The sequence below is a fragment of the Lentzea chajnantorensis genome (assembly GCF_054300775.1).
In genome coordinates, this window is record NZ_JBSDZT010000002.1 from 657118 (window position 1) to 682468 (window position 25351).

The 25351-nt window shown below is 70.9% G+C and carries 19 protein-coding genes and 3 pseudogenes; 10 read left to right on the plus strand and 12 right to left on the minus strand.

All coding sequences use genetic code 11. The features are described 5' to 3' along the window. Positions 1–356: 356 nt before the first annotated feature. Complete coding sequence (locus tag ACVDFE_RS03795; protein WP_458429585.1) at positions 357–875, minus strand: hypothetical protein; 519 nt, start codon at positions 873–875, stop codon at positions 357–359. A 63-nt stretch (positions 876–938) separates the two neighbouring features. On the opposite strand from ACVDFE_RS03795, the gene ACVDFE_RS03800 reads away from it, so the two are divergent. After that, complete coding sequence (locus ACVDFE_RS03800) at positions 939–1868, plus strand: threonine ammonia-lyase (RefSeq protein WP_360385397.1); 930 nt, start codon at positions 939–941, stop codon at positions 1866–1868. Beyond that, positions 1865–2773 carry a threonine ammonia-lyase gene (locus tag ACVDFE_RS03805; RefSeq protein ID WP_458429586.1) on the plus strand — a complete coding sequence of 303 codons (909 nt, stop codon included), beginning with the start codon at positions 1865–1867 and terminating at the stop codon, positions 2771–2773. The genes ACVDFE_RS03800 and ACVDFE_RS03805 overlap by 4 nt, the downstream gene beginning before the upstream one ends. On the opposite strand, the gene ACVDFE_RS03810 is transcribed toward ACVDFE_RS03805, so the two are convergent. Then, positions 2747–4207, minus strand: a complete 1461-nt coding sequence (locus ACVDFE_RS03810) for an MFS transporter (RefSeq protein ID WP_458429587.1) — start codon at positions 4205–4207, stop codon at positions 2747–2749. The two genes, ACVDFE_RS03805 and ACVDFE_RS03810, sit on opposite strands and share 27 nt — an antisense overlap. Before the next feature lie 10 nt (positions 4208–4217). Beyond that, on the minus strand, positions 4218–4973 hold the full coding sequence (locus ACVDFE_RS03815; protein WP_360385391.1) for a GntR family transcriptional regulator: 756 nt from the start codon (positions 4971–4973) through the stop codon (positions 4218–4220). Positions 4974–5196: 223 nt separating this feature from the next. Here ACVDFE_RS03815 and ACVDFE_RS03820 point away from each other — a divergent pair, with 223 nt between their 5' ends. The 5 genes and pseudogenes from ACVDFE_RS03820 to ACVDFE_RS03840 all read left to right on the plus strand — a co-directional run bounded on the left by ACVDFE_RS03820 (position 5197) and on the right by ACVDFE_RS03840 (position 10761). Further along, complete coding sequence (locus tag ACVDFE_RS03820) at positions 5197–6471, plus strand: sugar ABC transporter substrate-binding protein (RefSeq protein WP_458429588.1); 1275 nt, start codon at positions 5197–5199, stop codon at positions 6469–6471. 10 nt (positions 6472–6481) lie between these two features. After that, positions 6482–7474: pseudogene (locus ACVDFE_RS03825) on the plus strand (carbohydrate ABC transporter permease); the annotation flags it as partial. 6 nt (positions 7475–7480) lie between these two features. Continuing rightward, positions 7481–8299 carry a carbohydrate ABC transporter permease gene (locus ACVDFE_RS03830; protein WP_458434263.1) on the plus strand — a complete coding sequence of 273 codons (819 nt, stop codon included), beginning with the start codon at positions 7481–7483 and terminating at the stop codon, positions 8297–8299. Positions 8300–8302: 3 nt separating this feature from the next. Beyond that, positions 8303–9721 carry a glycoside hydrolase family 3 protein gene (locus ACVDFE_RS03835; protein WP_458429589.1) on the plus strand — a complete coding sequence of 473 codons (1419 nt, stop codon included), beginning with the start codon at positions 8303–8305 and terminating at the stop codon, positions 9719–9721. After that, positions 9718–10761 (plus strand): SIS domain-containing protein, encoded by a 1044-nt coding sequence (locus ACVDFE_RS03840; protein ID WP_458429590.1) that lies wholly within the window; start codon positions 9718–9720, stop codon positions 10759–10761. Before ACVDFE_RS03835 ends, ACVDFE_RS03840 begins: the two co-directional genes overlap by 4 nt. A gap of 343 nt (positions 10762–11104) precedes the next feature. Here the strand turns inward: ACVDFE_RS03840 and nagA are convergent, their stop codons facing one another. Next, positions 11105–12316: an N-acetylglucosamine-6-phosphate deacetylase gene (gene nagA, locus ACVDFE_RS03845; RefSeq protein WP_360385379.1), complete on the minus strand. Its 1212-nt coding sequence runs from the start codon at positions 12314–12316 to the stop codon at positions 11105–11107. Positions 12317–12503: 187 nt separating this feature from the next. On the opposite strand from nagA, the gene ACVDFE_RS03850 reads away from it, so the two are divergent. Then, complete coding sequence (locus ACVDFE_RS03850) at positions 12504–13178, plus strand: FadR/GntR family transcriptional regulator (RefSeq protein WP_458429591.1); 675 nt, start codon at positions 12504–12506, stop codon at positions 13176–13178. On the opposite strand, the gene ACVDFE_RS03855 is transcribed toward ACVDFE_RS03850, so the two are convergent. Then, positions 13164–14024 carry a LysR family transcriptional regulator gene (locus ACVDFE_RS03855; RefSeq protein ID WP_360385374.1) on the minus strand — a complete coding sequence of 287 codons (861 nt, stop codon included), beginning with the start codon at positions 14022–14024 and terminating at the stop codon, positions 13164–13166. The genes ACVDFE_RS03850 and ACVDFE_RS03855 overlap by 15 nt on opposite strands. A gap of 89 nt (positions 14025–14113) precedes the next feature. Between ACVDFE_RS03855 and dapA the strand changes: the two genes are divergently transcribed. Next, positions 14114–14974: a 4-hydroxy-tetrahydrodipicolinate synthase gene (gene dapA / locus ACVDFE_RS03860; protein ID WP_360385372.1), complete on the plus strand. Its 861-nt coding sequence runs from the start codon at positions 14114–14116 to the stop codon at positions 14972–14974. Between the two features lie 15 nt (positions 14975–14989). Here the strand turns inward: dapA and ACVDFE_RS03865 are convergent, their stop codons facing one another. From ACVDFE_RS03865 to ACVDFE_RS03895, 7 genes and pseudogenes are all read right to left on the minus strand, one after another. After that, positions 14990–15946 (minus strand): aldo/keto reductase, encoded by a 957-nt coding sequence (locus ACVDFE_RS03865; protein ID WP_458429592.1) that lies wholly within the window; start codon positions 15944–15946, stop codon positions 14990–14992. A 5-nt stretch (positions 15947–15951) separates the two neighbouring features. Further along, positions 15952–16968, minus strand: a complete 1017-nt coding sequence (locus ACVDFE_RS03870; RefSeq protein WP_458429593.1) for an ABC transporter permease — start codon at positions 16966–16968, stop codon at positions 15952–15954. Then, positions 16965–18440, minus strand: coding sequence for a sugar ABC transporter ATP-binding protein (locus ACVDFE_RS03875; RefSeq protein ID WP_458429594.1), 1476 nt, complete (start codon positions 18438–18440; stop codon positions 16965–16967). Before ACVDFE_RS03875 ends, ACVDFE_RS03870 begins: the two co-directional genes overlap by 4 nt. Beyond that, positions 18437–19480: a sugar ABC transporter substrate-binding protein gene (locus tag ACVDFE_RS03880; protein WP_458429595.1), complete on the minus strand. Its 1044-nt coding sequence runs from the start codon at positions 19478–19480 to the stop codon at positions 18437–18439. The genes ACVDFE_RS03875 and ACVDFE_RS03880 overlap by 4 nt, the downstream gene beginning before the upstream one ends. A 14-nt stretch (positions 19481–19494) precedes the next feature. Further along, positions 19495–20248 (minus strand): annotated as a pseudogene (locus ACVDFE_RS03885) (SDR family NAD(P)-dependent oxidoreductase). After that, positions 20241–21551: an enolase C-terminal domain-like protein gene (locus ACVDFE_RS03890; protein ID WP_360385360.1), complete on the minus strand. Its 1311-nt coding sequence runs from the start codon at positions 21549–21551 to the stop codon at positions 20241–20243. The pseudogene ACVDFE_RS03885 and the gene ACVDFE_RS03890 overlap by 8 nt, the downstream one beginning before the upstream one ends. 4 nt (positions 21552–21555) lie before the next feature. After that, positions 21556–22411, minus strand: a pseudogene (locus ACVDFE_RS03895) (fumarylacetoacetate hydrolase family protein). A 113-nt stretch (positions 22412–22524) separates the two neighbouring features. On the opposite strand from ACVDFE_RS03895, the gene ACVDFE_RS03900 reads away from it, so the two are divergent. After that, positions 22525–25335, plus strand: a complete 2811-nt coding sequence (locus ACVDFE_RS03900; protein WP_458429596.1) for a S8 family serine peptidase — start codon at positions 22525–22527, stop codon at positions 25333–25335. Positions 25336–25351: the final 16 nt, after the last annotated feature.

A 25351-nucleotide genomic window follows, 5' to 3' on the forward strand; every position in this document is an offset into this window, starting at 1 on the left:
CGTCTCCCTCACTTTCGGGTGCAGGGGAACCCGAGAGATCGGTTGCAGGGACCTTCTCTCGGGGGCTCTAGGGGGACGGGTGGTGGGGCGGCGGCAGGGGTCGCCCCACCCCTCCCACTTCCTTCCGCGTGGCCTCTCGGCCGAGGGCACTGCGCTCCAGTGGTCCTTCCACGAGCCTCATCGCGCCCTCCTTCGGTCTCTTTCGGAGCTAAACTTTCGCCCGTTCGAGTGACGTTACGGGCCTGTTATCTATGACGCCCGAACCCGACTGTGGACGAAGTGTGTCACAGCTCACGACAGATCAACTGCGGTGCGTAGCAATTGACAGTTAACTATCGCTCAACGTAGTGACGTGATCACCGAATGGGGTCGCCCGTTGGAACAGGCGTCGAGCCGTCGGCGGGCGGTGGCGAGCCTGTCGTCGTGGTGGTCGGCGCAGTGGTCGTGGTGCTTTCGGCGGACGACCGTCCGGACGTGCCCGGAGGCGGCGAGACGGTGACCGTCTCGGTGGCCGGCGGCGGGTTGTTTTCGGTGCGGTTGACCGATTTCTGCGGTTCCGCGGACGTCGACGGCTCGACCTTCTGCTCCGCCGGACCGGTGCCGCCGGGTGTGCCGGAGACGAGCTGGACGCTCGTGACGGCGAGGACCGCGACGACGAACGCGAGCAGACCGCCGACGGCGACGACCTGCCAGCGCTTCTCGCGCTCCATGGACCGTTGGTAGAGCACCGCTCCCACGGTGGTGACGACACTCGCGAGGACCGCGCCGATGATCGTGCCGACCACGTTGAGGCGCAGGCTCAGCACGGCCGCGGTGACGGCGGCGAGCACGCTCGCGACGAGCTTGACGGGGGTGATCTTCTCCTTATCAGCCATGACACACGTGGGACGTTGGGCACAGTTCACCGGTTGTGCGCCGGTGACGTGCATCATCGACACATGCGCCTGGTGACCATCGAGGACATCCGCGCGGCCGCCGCCGCGATCGCCCCCCACGTCGTCCGCACCCCGTTGCTGGCCTTCGACTCCTCGCTGTGGATCAAGCCGGAGAACCTCCAGCCGATCGGCGCGTTCAAGCAGCGCGGCGCGGTGAACGCGTTGTCCCGCATACCTTCTGAGGAACGTGCGCGCGGTGTCGTGGCGTACTCCAGCGGTAACCACGCGCAAGCGGTCGCCTACGCGGCGAAGACGCTCGGCATGACGGCGGCGATCGTGGTGCCGGAGAACACGCCACAGCTCAAGATCGACGCGACGCGCGCGCACGGCGCCGAGGTGTTCGTCGTCGGCATCACCGAACGGGAGTCGCGCGCGGCGGAGCTGGTCGAGGAGCGCGGGGCCACGCTGATCCCGCCGTTCGACCACTTCGACGTGATCGCCGGGCAGGGCACGGTCGGCCTGGAGATCTGCGAGGACCTGCCGGACGTGGCGACGGTGCTGGTGCCGGTGAGCGGCGGCGGGCTGGTCTCCGGTGTCGCGGTGGCCGTGAAAGCGTTGTGCCCCAACGCCCGCGTGATCGGTGTCGAGCCGGAGCTGGCCGGTGACTCGGCCGCGTCGCTCAAGGCGGGCGAGCTGGTGCGGTGGGACGCGCACGACCGCGCCCGCACGTCGGCGGACGGCCTGCGCGCGGAGCCGTCGGAGCTGACGTGGGCGCACATCAAGGAGTACGTGGACGACATCGTCACGGTGTCCGAGGACGAGATCCGCGACGCCGTGCGGCAGATCGCGCGCCGCACCCGGACCGTGGCGGAGCCGTCCGGTGCCACCGTCGTCGCGGCCCACCTGAACCGGTCGCTGCCGGAGGGCAAGACCGTCGCGGTGGTGTCGGGCGGCAACGTCGAACCGGCCCTGCTCGCGTCGATCCTCGGATGATCGCGCTCCCAGACGTCCTGGCGGCGGCGGAGCGGATCGCACCGCACGTGGTGCGCACGCCCCTGCTGCCGTTCGGCCGGGGGTGGCTGAAACCGGAGTCGTTGCAGCCGATCGGCGCCTTCAAGCTGCGCGGTGCGCTCAACGCGCTGGCGCTGCTGGAGGACCGCTCGCGCGGCGTGGTGGCCTACTCCAGCGGCAACCACGCGCAGGCCGTCGCCTACGCCGCCCGGCTGCACGGGGTGCCCGCGGCGATCGTGATGCCGTCGAACACGCCCGAGGTGAAGGTCGCGGCGACGCGGGCGCTGGGCGCGGAGGTGTTCATCGTCGGGATCACCGAGCGGGTGCGGCGGGCGCGGGAGCTCGTCGCCGAACGCGGTGCGGTGCTGATCCCGCCGTTCGACCACCCCGACGTGATCGCCGGTCAGGGCACGATCGGGCTGGAGGTCCTCGCCGACCTGCCGTCGGTGGACACCGTGGTGGTGCCGATGTCCGGTGGCGGGCTGATCTCCGGTGTGGCGACGGCCGTGAAGGCGATCAAGCCGGACGTCCGGGTGGTCGGCGCTGAGCCGGCGCTCGCGGCGGACGTCGCGGACTCGTTCAGGGCCGGTGAGCTGGTGCGCTGGGACCCCGTGGCCCGTGCGGAGACGATCGCCGACGCGTTGCGCGACGAGCCGTCCGAGCTCACCTGGGCGCACATCAGCCGGTACGTCGACGACGTGGTGACGGTGACCGAGGACGAGATCCTCGCGGCGGTGGCGGACCTGGCCAGGCGGGCCAGGCTGGTCGCGGAGCCGAGCGGTGCGGTCGCCGTGGCCGCCCAGGCCAGGCTGGGCGGGGGCGGGGTCGCCGTCGTGTCCGGCGGCAACGTCGACCCCGCGCTACTGGCTCGCCTTCTCGCCACCTGAGCGGATGTGCGTCGGCGGTCCCTCGACGCCGCAGTGCAGGCAGTCGCCGGGGTGCGGGTTGTCCGGCTGCTCGTGGTCGGTGGCCAGCACCCGGTTGTCCACGCCGAGCGCGAGCAGGCCGCCGACGATGGCCGCCACCGCGCACAGCACGAGCGCCATCCGCCAGCCCGAGGTCATGACCGCGGGGTCCGCGTAGCCCTCGCCCGTGATGCCCACGGCGGCCGGCAGCACGGCCATCGCGAGCAGGCTGCCGGTGCGCGCCACGGCGTTGTTCACGCCCGACGCGACGCCCGCGTGGTGGTCGGGTGCCGAGGCCAGCACGGTCGCGGTGACCGGCGCGACCACGGCGGCCAGGCCGAGGCCGAACACCAGCACGCCGGGCAGCACGCCGGTGAGGTAGCCCGCACCGGGCTGGGCGCCCCGCAGCAGCAGCATGCCGAGGCCCACGACGATCGGGCCTGCGACGAGCTGCACGCGCGGGCCGTACCGCTGGGCGATCTTGCCCGAGGTCGACGACGCCAGCAGCATGATGATCGTGATCGGCACGCTGGCCAGGCCCGACGCCGTCGGCGAGTAGCCCAGCGACACCTGCAGCTGGAGGACGAGCAGCACCATCACGCCACCCAGTGCCGCGTAGACCAGGAACGTCAGCAGGTTCGCGACCAGGAACGTGCGGTCGCGGAACAGCTCCGGCGGCACCAGCGGGTCGTGCGAGCGCGCCTGGACCACGCCGAACGCGATCATGGCCACCAGCCCGAGGGCCGCGACCGGGTAGGACTGCTCGACCAGGCCGCCGGTCAGCAGCGCGAGCCCCGCGGCTCCGACGACCGCGCTGAGGTAGTGGGGGTGCCCCGCCGTCTCGTCGCGCGACTCCGGCACCGACCGCAGCGCGAGGTACACGCACAGGGCCGCCACCGGCAGGTTGACCAGGAACGCGAGCCGCCACGACCAGGCCTGCACCAGCAGCCCGCCGACGAACGGGCCGATCGCCGTGGCCACGCCGGACAGGCCCGACCAGGCGCCGATCGCACGCGAGCGGTCCTCCCGGTTGAACGACGACTGCAGGATCGCGAGCGCGCCGGGCGTGAGCAGCGCTGCGCCCACGCCCTGCAGCACACGGGCCGCGACCAGCACCGGGACGTTCCAGGCGACGCCGCACAGCAGTGACGCCACGCCGAACCAGACGACGCCGGTCACGTAGACGCGGCGGCGGCCGAAGCGGTCGCCGAGCGAGCCGGCGACGAGGATCAGCGAGGCCAGCGCCAGCAGGTACCCGTTGAGGATCCACTGCAGGTCGGTCACGGACGCGCCGAGCTCGGCGCCGATGCGGGGCAGGGCGACGTTGACGATCGTGCCGTCGAGCATCGCCATGCCGGAGCCGAGGATCGTCGTGGCCAGCACCGCGCGGGCGCGCGGCGTGCCCCAGGCGATCATGCCCCGCCGATCAAGACGGCCTGTTCAGCGTGGCCACGAACTTGTAGCGGTCGCCCCGGTAGACCGAGCGCACCCATTCGATCGGGTTGCCCTCGGTGTCGAACGAGTGCCGCGACAGCAGCAGCATCGGCAGGCCGATGTCCGCCCCGAGCAACTCTGCCTCTTCGGGCGAGGCGAGCGCCGTCTCGATCGTCTCCTCCGCGTGGCCCATCTCGACGCCGAACCGGTCGGACAGCACCTGGTACAGCGAGGCACCGGGCGCCAGGTAGCGGCGCAGGCCGCGGAACCGGCCCAGCGCGAGGTGGGTCGTCTCGATGGCCATCGGCTCGTTGTCGGCCAGGCGCAGCCGGTGCAGGCGCAGCACCTTGGCACCGGGGCGCACGCCCAGGTACCGGGCGAGCTCCGCCTCCGCCGGCATCTCCGAGGCCTCGATGAGCTTGGACGACGGCACGCGGCCCTGGGCGCGCATGTCCTCTGTGTACGAAGACAGCTGCAACCTCTGGGCGACCTTCGGTTCGGCCGCGAAGGTGCCCTTGCCCTGCACCCGGAGCAGCCGCCCCTCGACCGTCAGCTCGGCGAGCGCCTGGCGGACCGTGGTCCTGGAGACGTCGAACTCCGCGGCCAGCGACCGTTCCGTGGGGATGGGTGAACCGGGCGGCAGCGCCCTCAGCAGGTCGAGCAGGTGCCGCTTGAGACCCCAGTACTTGGGTTCGCGTTGCGCACGCGTCCTGGCGTCCACGCCTGATGCAGGCGTCGTCTCCAGCATGGCCTCCTCCTCGCACTCCATGTCACGCCCCACAAGGATGCCCTGTCCGGGTCCTCCCGCGCGTCCGAACCCCCGCCATTCGACTCAAAAAAGGTCCGAGGACTCCGCAACGCTTTGGCAACGCGCTTGACAGGAGGGGTGACGCGGCACACGCTGTTCCGCATTGGTCTACACCACTTGGGCGTTCCGGCCGAGGGGCCGGGCTTGCTGAAAGGGCGCGACTGTGAAGGGCTGGAGAGGACTCGCTGCTGGTGCCGCCGCACTGGCAGTGGCCGTGTCCGGATGTGGCACGAGCACGAACAGCGGTAGCGGCACGGAGTCCAAAGAGATCACCGTGTGGCTCATGGACGGCTCCGCGCCGGCAACTCTGACCGACGCCTTGAACAAGGAGTTCGAGAGCGCGAACGGCGTCAAGGTCAAGTACGAGGTCCAGAAGTGGACCGGCATCCAGGAGAGGCTGACCACGGCACTGGCCAGCAGCACGCCCCCGGACGTCATCGAGCTCGGCAACACCCAGACGGCGAGCTTCGCCGACCAGGGCACGCTGGCCGACCTCACCGCGGACGCGAAGCAGTTCAACGACGCCGAGTGGCTCGGCGGTCTCAAGGACTCGCTCACGATGAACGGCAAGCAGTACGGTGTGCCGTTCTACGCCGCGAACCGCACCGTCATCTACCGCACGGACCTGTTCCAGGCGGCCGGCATCGCGCAGCCGCCGACCTCGCGGGCCGAGTGGATCGACGCGATCACCAAGCTGAAGGCCGCGAACGCGGCCAACCCGGACTTCCAGGCCCTGTACCTGCCGGGTCAGTCCTGGTACTTCCTGCTCTCGCTCATCTGGGACGAGGGCGGCGACGTCGCCAAGCAGGACGGCGGCAAGTGGACGAGCACGCTCGACTCCGCGCAGGCCAAGGCGGGCTTCGAGGCCTACAAGGCGCTGTACGACGCCTCGGCCGTCAAGAAGGTCCCGGCTGACATCGACGAGGCGAAGCCCCAGCAGATGGAGGTCTTCGGCACGGGCAACGTCGGCATGATGGTCGGTCTCCCGTGGGAGCTCGCCGGTGCCGTCAAGGCCAAGCCGGAGCTGAAGGACAAGACCTCGGCGTTCCCGATCCCGTCGAAGAAGGCCGGCTCCGCCGCGCCCGTGTTCCTCGGCGGCTCGAACCTCGCGATCCCGGCGTCCAGCAAGAACGCGGACGCGGCGAAGAAGTACCTGGCGCTGCTGTCGTCCAAGAAGTACCAGGACATGCTCGCCGAGGGCGGTGCGGTCCCCGGTACCTCGAAGGACACCGCGAAGCTCGAGACCAACGCGATCGGCAAGGCCATGGCGGCCTCCTCCCCCAACGGCAAGGTCACCCCGGTGACGCCGAAGTGGGCGGCCGTCGAGGCGGGCCAGAACCCGCTGAAGGACGCGCTCACCGCGTACCTGACGGGTGCGAAGTCGCTCGACCAGGCGACGAAGGACGCGAGCGACGCCGTCACCAAGGCCATGGGATAGCCCAGCCGAGATGACGGCCGTCAAGACGACCGAAACGGCAGCGCCGGCCGGGAGCATCCCGCCGGCGCTGCCGCCTGCCGTGACGGGTGGGGCGCGCGAGCGCCGCCACCGGGGCGGCGCCTTCGACCGGGCGCTGCCCTACCTGCTGCTGGCCCCCGCACTCCTCGCGATCCTCTGGCTGATCGGCTGGCCGGTCGTCTCGGTGTTCGTGACGAGCTTCCGCCAGCTCAACCTCGGTGAGCTGGTCCGCGGCGAGATCGTGTGGACCGGCCTCGACAACTACGCGACCGTGCTGCAGGACGAGCGCTTCTGGGAAGTCTCGCTGCGCACCGTCGTGTTCACCGTGTCCGTCGTCGTGACGTCGGTGGGCGCGGCCCTGGGCATCGCCCTGCTGATGCGCGTGCTGACGCCGTGGGTGCGGATCGCGCTGCAGATCGCGATGCTCTGCGCGTGGGCGATGCCGATCCTGGCGTCCACCACGGTCTACCAGTGGATGTTCGACCAGAACTACGGCATCCTGAACAAGACGCTGGTGCAGCTCGGGTTCGACTCGTTCGCCGGCTACTCGTGGTTCTCCTCCGGCTCGTCGACGCTGTCCGTCGTCGGCTTGCTGATCGTCTGGCAGGCGATCCCCTTCCTCGCCTTCTCCCTGTACGCCGGGCTCATCGGCATCCCGCGCGACCTCTACGAGGCGGCGGGCATCGACGGCGCCTCTCCGTGGCAGACGTTCCGCGCGGTGACGTGGCCGGAGATCAAGTCGCTGCTGATGATGGTGACGTTCCTGTCGACGCTGTGGGACTTCAAGGTCTTTGCCCAGATCTGGGTGTTCCGCGAGGGCGGTCCCAGCGGGCAGAGCACGACGCTGCCGGTGCTGCAGTACCTGGAGGGCATCGCGAAGAGCCACTTCGGCGTCGCGGCCGCGATCTCCGTGCTGATGATGGTCATCCTGGGCCTGATCACGTTCCAGTACCTGCGCAAGCTGCTGCAGACCGAGGAGGGGGAAGATCTGATGCTCAAGAAGTCCGCGGCCAACGTCGTCGGCCTCGTGCTGGCCCTGTTCTTCCTCTTCCCGACGTACTGGATGATCACGACGGCGTTGAAGCCCAAGGGCTCGACGATCACGTCGGACTACGACCTCGTCCCGCTCGCGGTGACGTTCACGAACTTCGTCACCGCGTGGACGAAGCCGGGGTTCCTGTCGTCGCTGGGCAACAGCCTCCTGGTGACGCTGACCGCAGTGCTCGCCGCGATCGTCGTCGGCATCACCGCGGCGGTCGCCATGTCGCGGTTCGCGTTCCGCGGCCGCAAGGGCTTCGTGCTGCTGATGCTGGTCGCGCAGATGGCGCCGTTCGAGGCGTTGCTGATCCCGATGTTCCTGATGATGCGGGACCTGCAGCTCTACGAACACCTGTCGTCGCTGGTCCTGGTGTACTTCGCGGTGACGCTGCCGTTCTGCGCGTGGACGTTGCGCGGGTTCGTCAACGGCATCCCGATCGAGCTCGAAGAAGCCGCCATGGTCGACGGCTGCGGTCGGTGGAAGGCGTTCCAGAAGGTGACGCTGCCGCTGCTCGGCCCCGGTCTCGTGGCGACCTCGGTGTTCGCGTTCATCACGGCGTGGAACGAGTTCCTGTTCGCCAAGGTGCTGATCCGCAGCCAGGACAGCGAGACGCTGCCCGTGTGGCTGTCCGGTTTCCAGACGGCGTTCGGCACCGACTGGGGTGGCGCGATGGCCGCCTCCGTGCTGTTCACGGTGCCCGCACTGGTGTTCTTCCTCATCGTCCAGCGCAAGATGGTCGCCGGCGTCACCGCCGGTGCAGTGAAGGGATGACGCGTGGATCAGTTGGCCGCTGCCGTTCTGCTGCCCGGTTTTCACGGGACGACCGCCCCCGACTGGTTGGTGCGGCGGGTCGCTGACGGTCTCGGCGGGGTGGTCCTGTTCGGCCGCAACGTCGTCTCCGACGACCAGGTGACCTCGCTGTGCGCGCAGCTGCGCTCGGCGCGGCCGGACGTGGTGATCGGCATCGACGAGGAGGGCGGCGACGTCACCCGCCTCGACGCGGGCCACGGGTCCGAGGTGCCCGGCAACTACGCCCTGGGCGTGGCGGACGACCTCGACCTGACCCGGTCCGTGGCCGCCTCGATCGGCGCGCGGCTGGCCCGGTGCGGCATCTCGCTGAACCTGGCGCCGTCGGCGGACCTGGTGCTGACGCTCGACGACCCGATCATCGGCGTGCGGGCGTTCGGCTCGGACCCGGTGCTCGCCGCGCGGCACGTCGCCGCGTGGGTGGAGGGCCTGCAGGCCGTCGGCGTCGCGGCGTGCGCCAAGCACTTCCCCGGTCACGGTGCGTCCACTGAGGACTCGCACGAGCAGCTGCCGGTGCTGCCGCGCACCGAGCAGCAGCTGCGCGAGGTCGAGCTGGTGCCGTTCCGCGCGGCGGTGAACGCGGGGGTGCGGTCGATCATGACCGGCCACCTCGTGATCCCCGAGTGGGGCAGCGCGCCGGTGACGTTGAACAAGCACGCGATCGACCTGCTGCGCCGCGAGCTCGGCTTCACCGGCGCGGTGATCACCGACGGCCTGGACATGAAGGCCGTCGGCGGCGACCTGGCGGTGGGTGCGGTGAAGGCACTGGCCGCGGGCGTCGACGCGCTGTGCCTGGGCGGCATCCCGCTCGACGACGCGGAGATCCAGTGGCTGATCGACTCGATCGTCGCCGCGGTGCGGTCCGGTGAGCTGTCGGAGGAGCGCCTGGCCCAGGCCGCGGCCCGGTCGCTGGCACTCGGCCTGCCGCCGTCGACCGTGGACGCGCACGACGCCGAGATCGGCCTCACGGCCGCTCGACGCGCTGTCTCGGTCCGCGGTCGCGTTGGTGTCGGTGCGGACCCGGTCGTCGTCGACCTGGTGGTGGACCCGTCGATCGCGGTCGGCGACGTCCCGTGGGGCCTCGGTCCGTACCTGAGCGAGGTCCTGCCGGGCACCGAGGTGATCGCGGCCCGCGACATCTCGGCCGAAGAAGTTGCGAGCGCCGCCGGCAAGCGCACGATCGTGGTGGTGACGCGCGACGCCCACCGCCACACCAGCGCTCGACAACTGGTAACTAACTTAACTAATCTGGGCCTGGACGTGGTGCACGTCGAAACCGGCGTGCCGGGTCCCGACCTGGGCAGCGTCGCCCGCATCGACACCCACGGCGGTTCTCGGGTGAGCCTCCGGGCCGCGGCCGAGCTGATCCTGAAAGGCACGACATGACCACGCCCCAGCCCGGCCAGCACATGGCCGCGGAGATCGCGGCCCAGCCGTCGATCTTCTCGTCCCTCTACGCGTCCCGGTCGTCAGTGGCTGAGGTGGCCGCCGTCATCCGGGAGCGCGCACCTCGTTTCGTGCTGTTCGCGGCGCGCGGTTCGAGCGACCACGCGGCCATCTACGCGAAGTACCTGACCGAGATCCTGCTGCAGCTGCCAGCGGGCCTGGTCTCCGCGTCCACCACGACCCTGTACGGCGCGGAGCCCGACCTGCGCGACGTGCTGCTGGTGACGGTGTCGCAGTCGGGCGGCTCCCCCGACCTGCTGGAGGTCACCGCCTCCGCACGCCGCCGCGGCGCCCTCACCGTGGCGGTGACGAACACCGCCACCTCCCCGCTGAACGCGGCCGCCGAGCTCTCGGTGGACGTCTCGGCCGGCGTCGAACACGCGGTGGCCGCCACCAAGACCTACTCGGCCACCCTGCTGGCCCTGTACCTGCTGATCGACGCCGTCCGCGGCGGCAACGGCGCGGCAGCGGCCCCCCTGGGCGACCTGGCCCAGGTGACGCTGGACGCCTCCACCCCGACCGTGGAGGAGGCGGTCCGCCGCTACCGCTTCGTCGACCGCGTGCTCACCACGGGCCGCGGCTACTCCTACGCCACGGCCCTGGAAGCCTCCCTGAAGCTGGCGGAGACCTCCTACCTGGCCGCCCGCGCCTACTCCGGCGCCGACCTCCTGCACGGCCCGGTGGCCGCCGTCGACGGCGAGACCGCCGTCCTCGCGATCACCTCGCTGGGCAAGGGCGGCGACTCACTGCGCGACGCCCTGGACGTGGTCCACCAGCGCGGCGCCGACGTGGTCGCCGTGGGCTCCGCCTCCGAGAAGGTCGGCGCGACCCTGTCGATCGCCATCCCGGAGACGGCCGAGGAGGTCGCACCGGTCCTGGAGATCCTGCCGGTGCAGCGCCTCGCCCACGGCCTGGCCCTGGCGCGCGGTGGTGACCCGGACAGCCCGCGGGGGCTGAACAAGGTGACGCGCACCCTCTAGGGGTTCTTCGTTCTGCTGGCTCGATCGGCCGTCCGGGGCTTTCGCTCCGGACGGCCTTTTCGTGCTTGGGACCTGGTCGGCGCCACTCGAACGGGTGAAGCTTGTCCTGATCCACGCCTGGGCTCGTCTTGTAGGTGTCCGAAACACACCCGTTCCTGCGCCCGCAGGTATGGAAGCGCGCGGAGGGGGCGTTGCCCGTGGGTCGAGCCGGAGGTGAGGAGCGCCGGAGGTGAGAAGCGCCGGAGCTCCACGCCTCGAAACCGGCCCGGAAAACGGCCAGGGGAACCGCCGCCTCAGCAGACGATCCCCCTCAGCCCACGAACCCAGCCGCTACGAACCGGGCCTACTGTCCAGCGGTCGCGTACCCCACCGCCCCGACGGGAGCAACGGGCGCAACCGGCACCGCGGCGTCGAACACGACCTCCCCGTCGACCCACACCTTCCTGGGCCGCAGCTCGTCGTCCCACCACACGAGGTCGGCCACGGCCCCCGGCGCCAGCCGCCCGAGCCCGGACTCGCCGATCGCCTCGGCCGGCACGATCGTCGCCGAGGCCAGCGCGTCCGCCGCGGGTACGCCGACGGACACGATGTTGCGCACGGCGCGGTCCAGCGTCAGCGCCGAGCCCGCGATCGTGCCCTCGGGGGAGCGGGGCACGCCGTCCTCGGTGAGGAGGACGTCCGCGCCGCCGAGGTGGTAGCGGCCAGGGGGCATGCCCGCCGCGGCCACGGCGTCGGTCACCAGGGCCACCCGTGCGCCGGCCGCGTTGAACACGAGGCGGCACACGTCCGGGCCCACGTGGGCCAGGTCGGCGATCAGGCCCAGCGTGAAGCGGTCGTCGACCAGGGCGACGCCGGGTACGCCGGGTTCGCGGTGGCCGAGGGGGCGCTGGGCGTTGAACAGGTGCGTCACCATGCGGGCACCCGCGTCGGCGGCGGCGCGGGTCTGTTCGCCGGTGGCGTCGGAGTGGCCGACGGCCACGAGCACCCCGGCGTCGACCAGGCGGCGGATCGCCTCGAAGCCGCCGGGCTGTTCGGGTGCCAGGGTCACCATGCGCAGCGCCCTGCGCAGGGCGTCGTCGTTCAGGAGCGCGTCGATCTGGTCGGGACCAGGCTCGACCATGAACGACGGGTCGTGCACGCCCGCCCGTTTCGGTGACAGGAACGGCCCCTCGAGGTGCACGCCGAGGGGACGTGCGCCCACCCCGTCGGGCAGTGCGGCCGAGGCGGCCAGCACGGCGCGGGCCTGGCGGATGACCACGTCGACCGGTGCGGTGATCAACGTGGGCAGGAAGCGGGTCACACCCGTGGCTGGCAGTGCTGCTGCGACCGAGCGCATGCCGGCGGCGTCCACCTCGGCGAAGTCGACGCCGACGGCGCCGTTCACCTGGACGTCGACCAGACCCGGTGTGAGCAGGCCGTCGGATAGGACCTCCGCGCCAGGTGGAGCTTCACCGGTGGTCACCTCGACGATGCGGCCGTCCCTGATCCGCACCGAGGCAGGACCGACGATCGTGCGACCGAGCAAAGCGCGCGGTGCTGCGACAACGGCGTCCAAGATCCCTCCTTGAATGGTCCAGACCATTATGGCGACAACGGGGGTCCGCGTCACGTGTCGTTAGTAGATAACCATCCCACAAAACAGTGAGTGAATGAGCGTCATGTTTACCGGGACCCGTGTGGGTGATCGGAGGTGACGCATACTGGTGTCAGACATCCGAGGTCTACGACGAGTTGAGGGTGCTGTGGCAGTCACTGACGATGCGATCCTGCGCGTCAAGGAGATGATCGTGTCCGGCGAGCTGAAGCCGGGCGACCGTCTCCCGCGGGAGGCTGAACTGGCCGAACGCCTCGGTCTCTCGCGCAACTCGCTGCGCGAGGCCGTCAAGGCGCTGTCGCTCGTCCGGGTGCTCGACGTCCGCCAGGGCGACGGCACCTACGTCTCGTCGCTGCGCGCGGACGACCTGCTGGGCGCGCTCTCGTTCGTCCTCGACCTGCACCGCGGCGAAGATTCGGTGCTGGAGGTCCTCCAGGTCCGCCGCATCCTCGAACCCGCCGCGGCCGCGATGGCCGCCCAGCGCATCGACCCGGACGAGGTCGTGAAGCTGCGGACCCTGTGCGACGCCGCCGAGCAGGCGAAGTCCGTCGAGGAGCTGGTCGAGCACGACCTGGAGTTCCACCGCGCCATCGCCCAGTGCTCCGGCAACGCCTACCTCGCGCAGCTCCTCGACACCCTCGCCGGTCCCACGGTCCGGGTGCGGATCTGGCGCGGCATCACCCAGTCGAACGCCGTGGACCGCACGGTCGCCGAGCACCGCGCGATCGTGGACGCGCTCGCTGCGCACCAGCCGGAGCTGGCGCGCAGCTGGTCGACGGTGCACGTGGCCGGCGTGGAGCAGTGGCTGTCAGACCTGGCGTAGCTGCTCCAGCACCACCCGCACCGCCGGTTGCCCGTCCGCCCGCTTGCGCACCACCGCCGACACCGTGCGGAACACCTGCTGCTTCAACGGCCGCAACGCCACCCCGGGCCGCCGCGCCACCGAGGGCACCAACGCCACCCCGAGACCGGCTTCGACCAACCCGCACATGACCCCGAAGTCGTCGCAGTAGGCCTGTGCCCGCGGCACGAACCCGGCCGCACCGCAGGCCCGCTGGGTCAGCTCGTGGCACGACGCGTCGGTGCGCGGCATGATCCACGGGCGGTCCGCCAGCAGTGCGAGGTCCACAGAATCCTGCTGCACCAACGGGTCTGACAGCGGCAGGGCCACGTTCACCGGTTCCACGAACATCTCGTGCGACTCGCAGGACTCGGGCAGCGTGCGCGGCATGATGTTGTACGAGTGGATGACGGCGATGTCGACGTCGCCGCGCCGCAACGCGGGCAGTGACGACTCGGGTTCCATCTCGTGCACGAACAGGTCCACATCGGACCCGTGTGCCGAGCGCAGCAGCTGGATCACGCGCGGGAGCAACGCGGCCACCGACACGAACGCGCCGATGCGGACCACGCCGGAGACCGAGGTGCGCAGGGAGGCGAGGTCGGCTTCGGCCGCTGCCAGCTGGTCGAGGACGAGCTGGGTGTGCGCGGCGAGCACGTGGCCGGCGCGGGTCAGCGTCAGCCGGCGGCCCGCCCGTTCGACCAGGGCCACGCCGGCCTCGCGTTCCAGTGCGGCGAGCTGCTGGGAGACCGCGGGCGAGGTCACGTGCAGGGCCTCGGCGGCCGCGGTGACCGTGCCGTGGACCGACAGGGCGTGGAGCAATCTCAAGCGCCGTACGTCCAACACAAAGCTCAGCTTAACGTTCCGGGCAGAACTTCTAACTGGAACTTCGCGAAAACTAGAGCCACGCTGGAGGCATGTTCGGACGAGTGCTGGTAGCGATGGTCACCCCGTTCACCCCGGACGGTGACCTGGACCTCGGGGGTGCGCAGGAGCTGGCGGCGCACCTCGTCGACAGGGGTGGTGCGGACGGGCTGGTCGTCAACGGGACGACCGGTGAGGCGCCGACCACCACCGACAGCGAGAAGGCGCGGGTCATCAGGGCCGTCAGCGAGGCGGTCGGTGACCGGACGCACGTCATCGCGGGTGTGGGGACCAACTCCACCCGCCACACCATTGAGCTCGCGCGGCAGGCTGAGGAGAACGGCGCGCACGGGCTGCTGGTCGTGACGCCCTACTACAGCAAGCCCACGCAGGAGGGCGTCGAGAACCACTTCCGGCGGGTGGCGGACGCGTCCGGGCTGCCGGCGCTGCTCTACGACATCCCCGGTCGCACGGCCACCGCGATCGACACCGAGACGCTGCTGCGGCTGGCCGAGCACCCGCGGATCGTGGGTGTGAAGGACTGCAAGGTCGACCTGCTGGCGACCGCGAGGGTCATCGCCGAGACCGGGCTCGACTACTACTCGGGCAACGACGAGCTGATCCTGCCGCTGTACTCGATCGGTGGCGTCGGCACGGTCAGCACCGTCGGGCACGTCGTCGGCAACGAGATCAAGGCGATGCTCGACGCCTACGACGAGGGTGACAACAAGGAGGCGCTGCGCCGGCACCAGGCGCTGCTGCCGGTGATCACGGCGATCATGACGCGCGAGCCGGGTGCCGTGGCGGTCAAGGCGGCGCTCACCCTGCTCGGGTTGCCCGCGGGTCCGGTGCGGGAGCCGCTCGCCGAGGCCACGCCGCGGCTGGTCGACGAGCTGAAGGCGTTGTTCGCCTAGGGGGCGCGGACCCGGTCACGGCGTGGGCACCTCGGCACCGAGCAGGCCCGCGGACTTCAGCTCCTCCCACACCCCGGCCGGGATCGACGCCGAGAAGTACGCGCTGTTCGCGGTCATCTGCTCGGCCGTGCGCGCGCCGATCACGACCGACACGACGGCGGGGTGGCCGAGGGCGAACTGGATCGCCGCCTCGGGCAGCGTCACGCCGTGCCGCCCGCACACCTCGGCGATGGCGCGGGCGCGGGCCACGAGCTCCGGCGGCGCCTCCTCGTAGTTGTACCTGGCGTCCGCCGGCACGACCGGCTTCGACAGCAGCCCGGAGTTGAAGACACCGCACGCCACCACGGACACGCCGCGTTCGAGGCACAGCGGCAGGAACGTGGGCAGCGAGGGCTGTTCCAGCAGCGTGTACCGGCCGGCCAGCATCACCACGTCGATGTCGGTCTCGCGGACGAACCGCTCCGGCATCTCCCACTGGTTCATGCCGACGCCGATGGCACCCACGACCCCCTGCGACCGCAACGACTCCAGCGCCGGGTACGCCTCGCCGAACGCCGCGTCCCAGTGCTCGTCCGGGTCGTGGATGTAGACGATCTCCACCCGGTCGGTCCCCAGACGCTCCAAAGAGGACTCAAGAGACCGCAGGACACCGTCGGCCGAGTAGTCGCGAATCCGCCGGAAGTGGCGCGGCACCGCGAAACCCTCGTCGTCCATCCCAGTGCCGTCGAACGGTTCCAGCACCCGCCCGACCTTCGTGGAGAGCACGTACCCGTCACGCGGGCGGCCGGACAGCGCCACGCCGAGGCGGCGTTCGGACAGGCCGAGGCCGTAGTGCGGCGCTGTGTCGAAGTAGCGGACACCGGTCTGCCAGGCGGCTTCGACCGCGCCGAAGGCCTCGGCGTCGGACACCTCCCGGTAGAGGTTGCCGATCGGCGCGGCACCGAAGCCGAGACGGGAAACGGGCACCTTCACGGGCGTCACTCCTGCTTCTGGCCGGTGGCGAACCTGGTCACGATCAGCGCGAGGATGATCACCGCGCCGTACGACGCCTTGATGTAGAACCCGGACACGCCCTGCAGCCGCAGGATCTGCTCCACGAGCCCCAGCATCAGCACGCCCGACAGCGCGCCGAACAGCGTGCCCTTGCCGCCCTGCAACGAGATCCCGCCGATCACCGCGGCCGCGAAGACCTGGAAGATCATGCCCTCGCCCTGCGTCGCGGCGACGGAACCGAGGCGCCCGGTCATCAGGATGCCCGCGACCACCGCGAGCACCGAGCCGATGACCAGCACCAGCCACACCACCCGGTCGACCCGGATGCCAGCCGCGCGTGCCGCCTCGGAGTTGCCGCCGATGGCGTACAGCGACCGCCCGGCGCGCAGGTACTTCAGCACGAAGATGCCCGCGGCGTAGCAGACGATGCAGATCCACACCGCCGCCGGCAGCCCGAGCCACGTCGTGGAACCCAGGTACAGGAACGACTCCGGCACGTCGATCAGCGACTTGCCCTCGGTGATCGCGAGCTGCAGGCCGCGCAGCATGGTCAGCATGCCCAGGGTCACCATGAACCCGGACAGGCCCACCTTGAGGATGAGGAACCCGTTCAGCCCGCCGACCACGACCCCGATGAGCAGGCACAGCGGCAGCGCCAGCCAGGCCGCCAGGCCGACGCCGAGGCCGCCGGACGACGCCGGGATGATCAACGCGACGGCCAGCGCGGGCGCGAGGCCGACGGTCGACTCGAGCGACAGGTCCATCTTGCCGACGACCAGGATCATCGCCTGGCCCAGCACCAGCAGCGAGAGCTCGCTCTGCTGGGTCAGCACGGCGATCAGGTTGCCGGAGGTGAGGAAGATCGGCGACAGGATCGAGCCGACGACCAGCAGCAGTACGATCACCGGGACCAGCGCCAGGTCCTGGTACCGCGCGAACTGGAACTTCTGCTTCCCCGGCGGTGTGGGCGCCGGGACGGGCGGAGTCATGGCCTTGGTCATTCCGCACTCATTCCTTCAATGGCAGAGATGAGCTCCTGGTCGCGCCAGCCGCGGGCGAACTCCCGCACCACCCGGCCGTGGAACATCACCAGAACACGGTCGCAGACCCGCAGGTCGTCGAGCTCGTCGGACACGACGACCGCCGCCTTGCCCCGGCGTGCCTGCGCGTCGACGACGCCGAGGAGCGACTCCTTGGACTTCACGTCGACCCCCGCGGTGGGGTTGATCAGCACCAGCACGGCCGGGTCGCCCGCGAGGGCCCGCGCCATCACGACCTTCTGCTGGTTGCCGCCGGACAGGTCCGACACCGGCTGGTCCGGTCCCGCGGCCTTCACGTCGTAGGAGGCGATCGCCGTCGCCCCCGCCGCGCGCTGGGCCCGCGGCCACACGAACGCGCCGGCGGTGCTCAGCGTCGCGTTCTCCGCGATCGACAGGTCGAGCACGAGCCCCTGGTGGTGCCGATCCCTTGGTACACAACCGATCCCGGCTTTCAGGGCCGACGGCACGTCACCGCCGCGCACAGCGGTTCCGTCCACCGAGATCGTTCCCCCGGAGGGTTTGCGCAGCCCGTACACGGTCTCGGCGAACTCGTGCTTGCCCGACGACGCGCTGCCGGCCAGGCCGATCACCTCGCCGCGCGCCGCCGACAGCGTGACGTCCGAGAACGCGTCACCGCTCAGCGTCGACACGGTCAACACGGCCTCGTCCGACGACGGCCGGTCGGCACCGCTGGGCACGTTCAGCCCGCCCGCCTCGCCGGTCATCGCCTCGATGAGGGCGGGTTTCGACATCTCCGCGACCGGTGCGGTGACGACGTGCCGCGCGTCGCGGTAGACCGTCACCGTCTGGCAGACCTCGTAGACCTCCTGCAGGTGGTGGGAGATGAACAGGAACGTCACCCCCTTGTCCTGCAACGACCGCATCCGCGCGAACAGCCGCTCGATCGCCGGGCCGTCGAGCTGCGCGGTCGGTTCGTCGAGGATCACGAACCGCGAGCCGATCGACAGCGCCCGTGCGATCTCGACGAGCTGCCGCTGCTCGACGGTCAGCGCCGAGACCAGCGCGTCCGGGTGGACCGCCACGTCGTAGGTCTCCAGCAGCTCGGCCGCCTCGCGGCGCAGCCTCTTCCAGCTGATCAGCCCGCCGCCGAGGTCCTGCCGGTTGATGAACAGGTTCTCGGCGACCGACAGCTCCGGCACGACCGTCGACCTCTGGTACACGCACGCGACGTGCCGCCGCCAGGCCGCCCGGTCGGCGACCGGGGGCGCTGCTTCGCCGAAGAACGCGATCTCGCCCGCGTCCGGTACCTGCATGCCGGTCAGGACGGAGACCAGCGTCGACTTGCCGGCGCCGTTGCGGCCGACGAGCGCGTGCGACTCACCGGCGCGGACCTCGATGCCCACGTCGTCCAGGGCGAGGGTGCGGCCGAACCGCTTGGTGACGCCACGCGCGGTGGCTGCGAGCTCGCTCATCCGCCGATCTGGTTGCCCCAGAAGGCCTTGTCGTCGACGTTGTCCTTGGTGATCAGCGGTGCCGCGAGCTGGTCCTCCATGCGGCCGCCGCCGGTGTCGACGATCGTCGAGTCGTGGTCGGTCTTGCCCGGCTGGAACGTCTTGCCCTCGACCGCGGCCTTGGCGTAGAAGAGCGCCCACTGCGCGTAGAGGTCGGCCGGCTGGGAGACGGTCGCGTCGATCTCGCCCTTGCGGATCGCCTCCAGCTCCTGCGGGATGCCGTCGTTGGAGACGATGAAGATGTGCTTGGGATCTGCCGGCGGGACGATGAGGTTCTTCTGCCGCAACACCTGCAGCGTCGGGGTGAGGAACGCGCCGCCGGCCTGCAGGTAGATGCCGTTGATGTCCGGGTGCTGGTTCAGCCGGGTCTGCAGGGCCGCGGACGCCTTGGCGCCCTCCCAGTCGGTCGGCTCCTCGAACACGGTGATGCCGGGGAAGCCCTCCTTCATGCAGGCGGCGAACGCCTCGGAGCGGTCGCGGCCGTTGACCGACGACAGCGCGCCCTGGAACTCGACGACCTTGCCCTTGCCGCCCAGCTTCTCGCCGAGGAACTTGCAGGCCTTCTCGCCGTAGGCCTTGTTGTCCGCGCGCACGACCATGTAGGTCTTGCCCTTGTCCGGGCGGGTGTCGACGGTGACGACGGGGATGTTCGCCTTCTCCAGCCGGTCCAGGGTGGACGCGATGGCACCGGTGTCCTGCGGGGCCATGATGATCGCCTTGGCGCCCTGCGACTGCAGCGACTGGGCGTTGGCGACCAGGTTCTCGACCTTGTTCTGCGAGTTGGTGGGGTTGAGCAGGTTGACGCCGAGGTCCTTGGCCTTCTCCGGGAAGTACTTGATGTAGGAGTTCCAGAAGTCGGTGTCGGCGCGCGGGTGGTCGGCGCCGATCGGGCCGACGCCACCGGCTCCCGCACCGCCGGCGCCGCCACCGCCGCAGGCGGACAGTGTCAGGGCACCGGCGAGGGCGAGGCACACCGCGGCGGTGAGGTTGCGACGCTTCATCGTTGAGCTGCCTTTCATTGCTGCTGGGGACGCAGGCGCAAGCCGTACATGCCGCCGTCGACGGCGAGGACCGTGCCGGCGGTGGAACCCGACAGCGGGCTCGCCAGGTAGGCGATCGCACCCGCGACCTCGTCGGCGGAGACGAGCCGGCCGTGCGGCTGGCGGGCCTCCAGCGCGGCCCGTTCGGCGGCCGGGTCCGGTGCCGAGTCGAGCAGGCGGCCCACCCACGGGGTGTCCGCGGTGCCGGGGGCGACCGCGTTGACGCGGATGCCCTCGCGGAGGTGGTCGGCGGCCATCGCGAGGGTCACCGCGTGCACCGCCCCCTTGCTGGCCGAGTAGAGGGCGCGCTGCGGCAGCCCTGACCACCCGGCGATCGAGCCGGTGTTCACGACCGCCGCTGCCGGCGAGCTTCCGCAGGTGCGGCAGCGCGGCCCTGGTGACGCGGACGATGCCGAGGACGTTGACGTTGAGGACCTTCAGCCACTCCTCGTCGGAGTTGCCCGCCACGTCGCCCTGGGCGCCGATGCCCGCGTTGTTCACGACCACGTCGAGGCGCCCGAACCGCCGCACGACCTCGTCGACGGCGGCCCGCACGCTCTCGTCGTCGGAGACGTCCGCGCGGATGCCGGTGAGCGGCTCCGGCACGTCCGGGTTGAGGTCCAGCGCCGCGACGGTCGCTCCCCTGCTGCTCAGCAGGGTCGCCGTGGCGAGGCCGATGCCGGACGCACCGCCCGTGACGACGGCGACGAGCCCTTCGAAGTCAGTCATCCGCGTGCTCCAGTTCCGTCCACACGGGACCTCCGGGGTACGCGTAGTCGACGAGCGTCTCGTCCTTGAGCTGCGCGGAGAACCCCGGCGCCGTGGGTGCCAGGTAGCGGCCGTTCTCGACGACGGCGGGGTCGAGGAAGTGCTCGTGCAGGTGGTCGACCCACTCGATCACCCGCTCGCCGACCTCACCGGAGACGGCGACGTAGTCGAAGAACGACAGGTGCCTGACCAGCTCGCACAGGCCGACACCGCCGGCGTGCGGGCACACCGGCACACCGAACTTCTTGGCCAGCAGCAGGATCGCGATGTTCTCGTTCACACCGGCGACCCGGCAGGCGTCGAGCTGCAGCACGTCGATCGCACCGGCCTGGAGCAACTGCTTGAACACCACGCGGTTCTGCACGTGCTCGCCGGTGGCGATCCTCATCGGGGCGAGCGCCTCGCCGATGGCGCGGTGGGCCAGCACGTCGTCCGGTGAGGTGGGCTCCTCGATCCAGTACGGGTCGTACGGTGCCAGCTCGCGCATCCACCTGACCGCGGTGCCGACGTCCCAGCGCTGGTTCGCGTCGACCGCGACCCGCACCTCGTCGCCGACGACCTCGCGGGCGAGCTTCATCCGCCGCACGTCGTCGTCGAGGCTGCCGCCGACCTTGAGCTTGATCATGTCGAAGCCGTCGGCGAGGGCTTGGCGGGCGAGCGTCGCGAGCTTCTCGTCGGAGTAGCCGAGCCAGCCCGGTGACGTCGTGTAGGCCGGGTATCCGTCGCGGGCAACGGACTCCGCGCGTTCGGCCTTGCCGGGCTCGACCGCGCGCAGCAGCCGCAGCGCCTCGTCCGGTGTCAGCGCGTCGGAGAGGTAGCGGAAGTCGACGAGGCCGACGACCTCCTCGGGTGTCATGCGGGCGAGGAACCGCCAGACCGGCAGCCCGGCGCGGCGGGCGGCGAGGTCCCACGCGGCGTTGACGACCGCGCCGATCGCCATGTGCGCCACGCCCTTCTCCGGGCCGAGCCAGCGCAGCTGCGAGTCGCCGATCAGCTCGAAGTACAGCTCGCCCAGCGCCTGCGCGGTCTCCGGCACGGCCTTGCCGACGACGTGCGGGGCCAGCGCCTTGATCGCGGCGGCCTGCACGTCGTTGCCGCGGCCGATGGTGAACGCGAGCCCGTGGCCCTCCGGTCCGTCGTCGGTGCGCAGCACGACGTAGGCGGCGGAGTAGTCGGGGTCGGGGTTCATCGCGTCGGAGCCGTCGAGCTCGCGCGAGGTCGGGAAGCGGATGTCGAGCACGTCCAGTGCGGTGATCGTGGGCATGGGCTCAGGCCTGCCCGAGGGTCTGCCGCTGCTTGCCGAGGCCCTCGATCTCCAGCTCGACCACGTCGCCGGCGCGCAGGTACGGCTTGGGCTCGGGCTGGCCGAGCGCCACCCCAGCGGGTGTACCTGTGTTGATGACGTCACCCGGACGAAGGACGAGGAACTGGCTGAGGTAGCGCACGACCTCCGCGATCGGGAAGATCATGTTCTTGGTGGTGGAGTTCTGCTTCAGCTCGCCGTTCACCCAGAGCCGCATCGCGAGGTCCTGCGGGTCGGCGATCTCGTCTGCGGGCACGAGGAAGGGACCGAGCGGGTTGAACGTCTCGCAGTTCTTGCCCTTGTCCCAGGTGCCGCCGCGCTCGATCTGGAACTCGCGTTCCGAGACGTCGTGCGAGAGCACGTACGCGCCGACGCACGCCAGGCCGTCCTCTTCGGACTCCAGGTAGCGGGCGGTGCGCCCGATGACGACGCCGAGCTCGACCTCCCAGTCGGTCTTCACCGACCGGCGGGGCACGAGCACCTCGTCGTACGGTCCGACGACCGTGTCCGGCGTCTTGAGGAACACCACGGGTTCGCCGGGGATGTCGGCGCCGGTCTCCTCCGCGTGGTCGCGGTAGTTGAGGCCGATGCAGATGATCTTGCCGGGGTGCGCGAGCGGCGCTCCGACCCGCACCCCCTCGGTGTCGAGCGCCTGGAAGCTCGCCCGCGTCGAGGGCGGCGCGGACGCGGGCGACACCGCCGTCGGCGAGGAAGCCGCCGTCGATGTCGGGGGTGATCGGCAGGAGGTCGTACGTCGTCCCGTCGCCGGTCCTCACCGCGGGACGTTCAGCGCCGACCGGTCCGAGCCGCAGAAGCTGCACGGCGGTTCCTCCTCTGCTCACACCGCACGAAATACATCGGATGTATAGCCCTGCCGAGGCACTCGCGTCTAGGCCCTGACGTGAAGTCGTCCGATGACTAGGAGAGGTTGATCATGAATTTGGCCATCGCGTCACTCCTGGTGGGCGCGCTGCTGACACCCGTTGCTTCGCCGCCGGATGTAACCGTTTTCGTCGAGCTGACCTCGGCCCCGGCGGTCGAGTCGAGGGACGCTTCTCAGGCGCGTTCCGCACGGGAGCGGATCTCCGAGCACGTGTCGCGGGTCGTGTCCCGGTCCGGTGGGAAGGAGGTTGCGCGAACGACCAACGCGGTGCCCGGCGTCGTCCTCGCGGTCGGCCGTTCCCACCTGTCGGAACTGGCGCGGATGCCCGAGGTCCGCGCGGTCCACCGGATGGTCCCGAAGGAGCCGTCCAACGCCTCCGCCGTTCGGCTCACCCGCACCTCCGACGTCTGGCGGTCGCTCGGCCGCCTCGGCGAGGGCGTCCGGATCGGCGTGATCGACACGGGCATCGACTACCGGCACGCGGACTTCGGCGGCGGCACGTTCCCCACGGCCAAGGTGGTCGGGGGGTACGACTTCGCCGGTGACGCCTACACCGCGGGCAAGGCCCCGCCGGTGCCGGACGCGGACCCGCTGGACTGCCAGGGCCACGGCACGCACGTGGCCGGCACGGCGGCCGGGTTCGGCGTGAACGCCGACGGCTCGACCTACCGCGGCTCGTACTCGTCGGTCGACCTCGACTCGATGCGGATCGGGCCGGGAACGGCACCGCGGGCGTTGCTGTACGCGCTGAAGGTGTTCGGCTGCCGGGGTTCCACCGAGCTGACCGCGAAGGCGCTGGACTGGGCGCTCGACCCGAACGGTGACGGCGACTTCTCCGACAAGCTCGACGTGGTGAACCTGTCGCTGGGCAGCAACTTCGGCGCACCGGACGACCCCGACTCGCTGTTCGTGCGCAAGCTGGTCGAGCACGGTGTGGTCGTGGTCGCGGCGGCGGGCAACGGCGGCGACCTCTACGACGTGTCCGGGTCGCCGGGCAACGCACCGGGCGTGATCTCCGTGGCGAACAGCAGGGACGCGGGCGAGGTGCTCGACGGCGTCGAGGCGCTGGGACAGCGGTGGCCGGGCCAGTACAGCATCGGTTACAAGGACCCGATCGACCTGACGCTGCCGGTGGTGCGGCTGAAGTCCGGTGTGGACGGTTGCGAGCCGATCAGCGAGCCGCTGGCCGGCAAGCTCGTCTGGCTGGAGTGGGACGACGACGACGCGACGCGCGCCTGCGGTTCCGGTCCGCGCACGGACAACGCGTGGCAGGCCGGCGCGGCCGGGGTGCTGCTGCCGACGACGTTGCCCGCGTTCGCGGCCGGCATCGCGGGCAACGCGCACATCCCGGCGTTCCAGCTGACGGCGGCCGCGGCCACGGCGCTGCGGCCCGCGCTGGAGGCCGGGACGCTGACGGTGCGCCTGGCGTCGTCGCTGAAGCGCGCGGTGCCGTCGGTGACGCCGGAGATCGAGGACACGATCACGCCCTCGTCGTCGCGGTCGCGGTCGGCGATCTCGGCGGCCGCCCCCGGTGACACGATCTTCTCCGCTGCCTCGGGCACCGCCTCGGACGGTGTGTCGATGGGTGGCACGTCGATGGCGTCGCCGCACGTGGCGGGCATCGCGGCCCTGCTGCGCGAGGCGCATCCGCAGTGGACGGTCGAGGAGATCCGCGCCGCGCTGGTGAACACGGCCTCCGGGGTGGTCCGGTCCGCGTCCGGCGTGCGGGAGGCGCCGATGCGGGTCGGGTCCGGCCGGGTGGACGGGCTGGCTGCGCTCGGCGCGGACGTGCTGGTGCTGGGCGACGCGTCGTTCGGCACGGTCGAGGTGGACGGGCCGGTGCAGGCCACGCGGACGTTGCGGGTGGTCAACAAGGGCACGGAACCGGTGCGGCTGAACCCGTTCTACGAGCCGATCACGAAGGTGCCGGGGGTGGCGTTCTCCGTGTCGCCGTTCGTGGTGGTGCCCGCAGGCGGGTCGGCGCCCGTGCGGGTGCAGCTGCGGATCACGAACCCGGCGGCGCTGCGCAAGACACCGGACCCGAGCGTGTCGCTGGCCGACGGCCGGCAGTTCCTGGCGGAGGCGTCCGGGCTCGTGCGGTTCACCGGCGACCGGTCGTTGCAGGTCCCGGTCTACGCGGCGCCGAAGCCGGTGTCGCGGCTGTCGGTGTCGTCCGGCCGGGTCACCGGGCAGGGCCTGGACCAGGGCGAGTTCGTCGCGCGCATGACCGTGCTGGAACTGGGCGCGCGCTCACCGCGGCTGCCCGCGTGCACCCCGGAGGTGCGCGACGGCTGCACCGCGAACCGGACGGCCCGCGGCGCCGACCTGCGGTACGCCGGCGCGACCGCCACGCCGGAGCTGCTGGCGTTCGGCGTCGCGACCTGGGACACGTGGCAGAACCAGGGCGGCAACACCCGGCCGCGGGTGCGGTTCACGGTGGGCGGCAAGGAGTTCCTGACCGAGGCGGTCAGGCAGGAGGGCGCGGACGGCACCGTGACGGCGGACGTGTGGCTCGCGCGCACGACCGACGTCGCCTCCGACGAGGTGGTGGACGAACAGCCGCTCAACGGCCTGGCCGGTTCCACCGACACCAACCTCTTCGACAGCGACGTGGTGGTGCTGCCGGTGTCGCGCTCGGTGCTGCCGACCGGCCCGGTGACGTACACGGTGGCGGTGGCCAGCCGATACCCCGCGCCCGCCGACGCCGACGAGCTCGTGGACGTGACCGAGCCTGCCGTCTTCACCTACGGGACCGAGGTCCCGTCACTGTCCACTGTGGTCCATCCGGGTGATCGAGTTCCACCGGGCACCCTGGTGTTCTTCCACCACAACGCGACGGGTGACCGCGCGCTGACCGGGTGACACCCGGTTGGGCGTG

What these genes read in the sequence shown, in the direction of transcription:
- ACVDFE_RS03800 (WP_360385397.1), top strand. Translation starts at nt 939, where the DNA reads ATGCGCCTGGTGACCATCGAGGACATCCGCGCGGCCGCCGCCGCGATC.
- ACVDFE_RS03890 (WP_360385360.1), bottom strand. Translation starts at nt 21,551, where the DNA reads ATGCCCACGATCACCGCACTGGACGTGCTCGACATCCGCTTCCCGACC.
- ACVDFE_RS03840 (WP_458429590.1), top strand. Translation starts at nt 9,718, where the DNA reads ATGACCACGCCCCAGCCCGGCCAGCACATGGCCGCGGAGATCGCGGCC.
- ACVDFE_RS03870 (WP_458429593.1), bottom strand. Translation starts at nt 16,968, where the DNA reads ATGACCAAGGCCATGACTCCGCCCGTCCCGGCGCCCACACCGCCGGGG.
- dapA (WP_360385372.1), top strand. Translation starts at nt 14,114, where the DNA reads ATGTTCGGACGAGTGCTGGTAGCGATGGTCACCCCGTTCACCCCGGAC.
- ACVDFE_RS03900 (WP_458429596.1), top strand. Translation starts at nt 22,525, where the DNA reads ATGAATTTGGCCATCGCGTCACTCCTGGTGGGCGCGCTGCTGACACCC.
- ACVDFE_RS03880 (WP_458429595.1), bottom strand. Translation starts at nt 19,480, where the DNA reads ATGAAGCGTCGCAACCTCACCGCCGCGGTGTGCCTCGCCCTCGCCGGT.
- ACVDFE_RS03810 (WP_458429587.1), bottom strand. Translation starts at nt 4,207, where the DNA reads ATGATCGCCTGGGGCACGCCGCGCGCCCGCGCGGTGCTGGCCACGACG.
- ACVDFE_RS03795 (WP_458429585.1), bottom strand. Translation starts at nt 875, where the DNA reads ATGGCTGATAAGGAGAAGATCACCCCCGTCAAGCTCGTCGCGAGCGTG.
- ACVDFE_RS03805 (WP_458429586.1), top strand. Translation starts at nt 1,865, where the DNA reads ATGATCGCGCTCCCAGACGTCCTGGCGGCGGCGGAGCGGATCGCACCG.
- ACVDFE_RS03875 (WP_458429594.1), bottom strand. Translation starts at nt 18,440, where the DNA reads ATGAGCGAGCTCGCAGCCACCGCGCGTGGCGTCACCAAGCGGTTCGGC.
- ACVDFE_RS03830 (WP_458434263.1), top strand. Translation starts at nt 7,481, where the DNA reads ATGCTCAAGAAGTCCGCGGCCAACGTCGTCGGCCTCGTGCTGGCCCTG.
- ACVDFE_RS03815 (WP_360385391.1), bottom strand. Translation starts at nt 4,973, where the DNA reads ATGCTGGAGACGACGCCTGCATCAGGCGTGGACGCCAGGACGCGTGCG.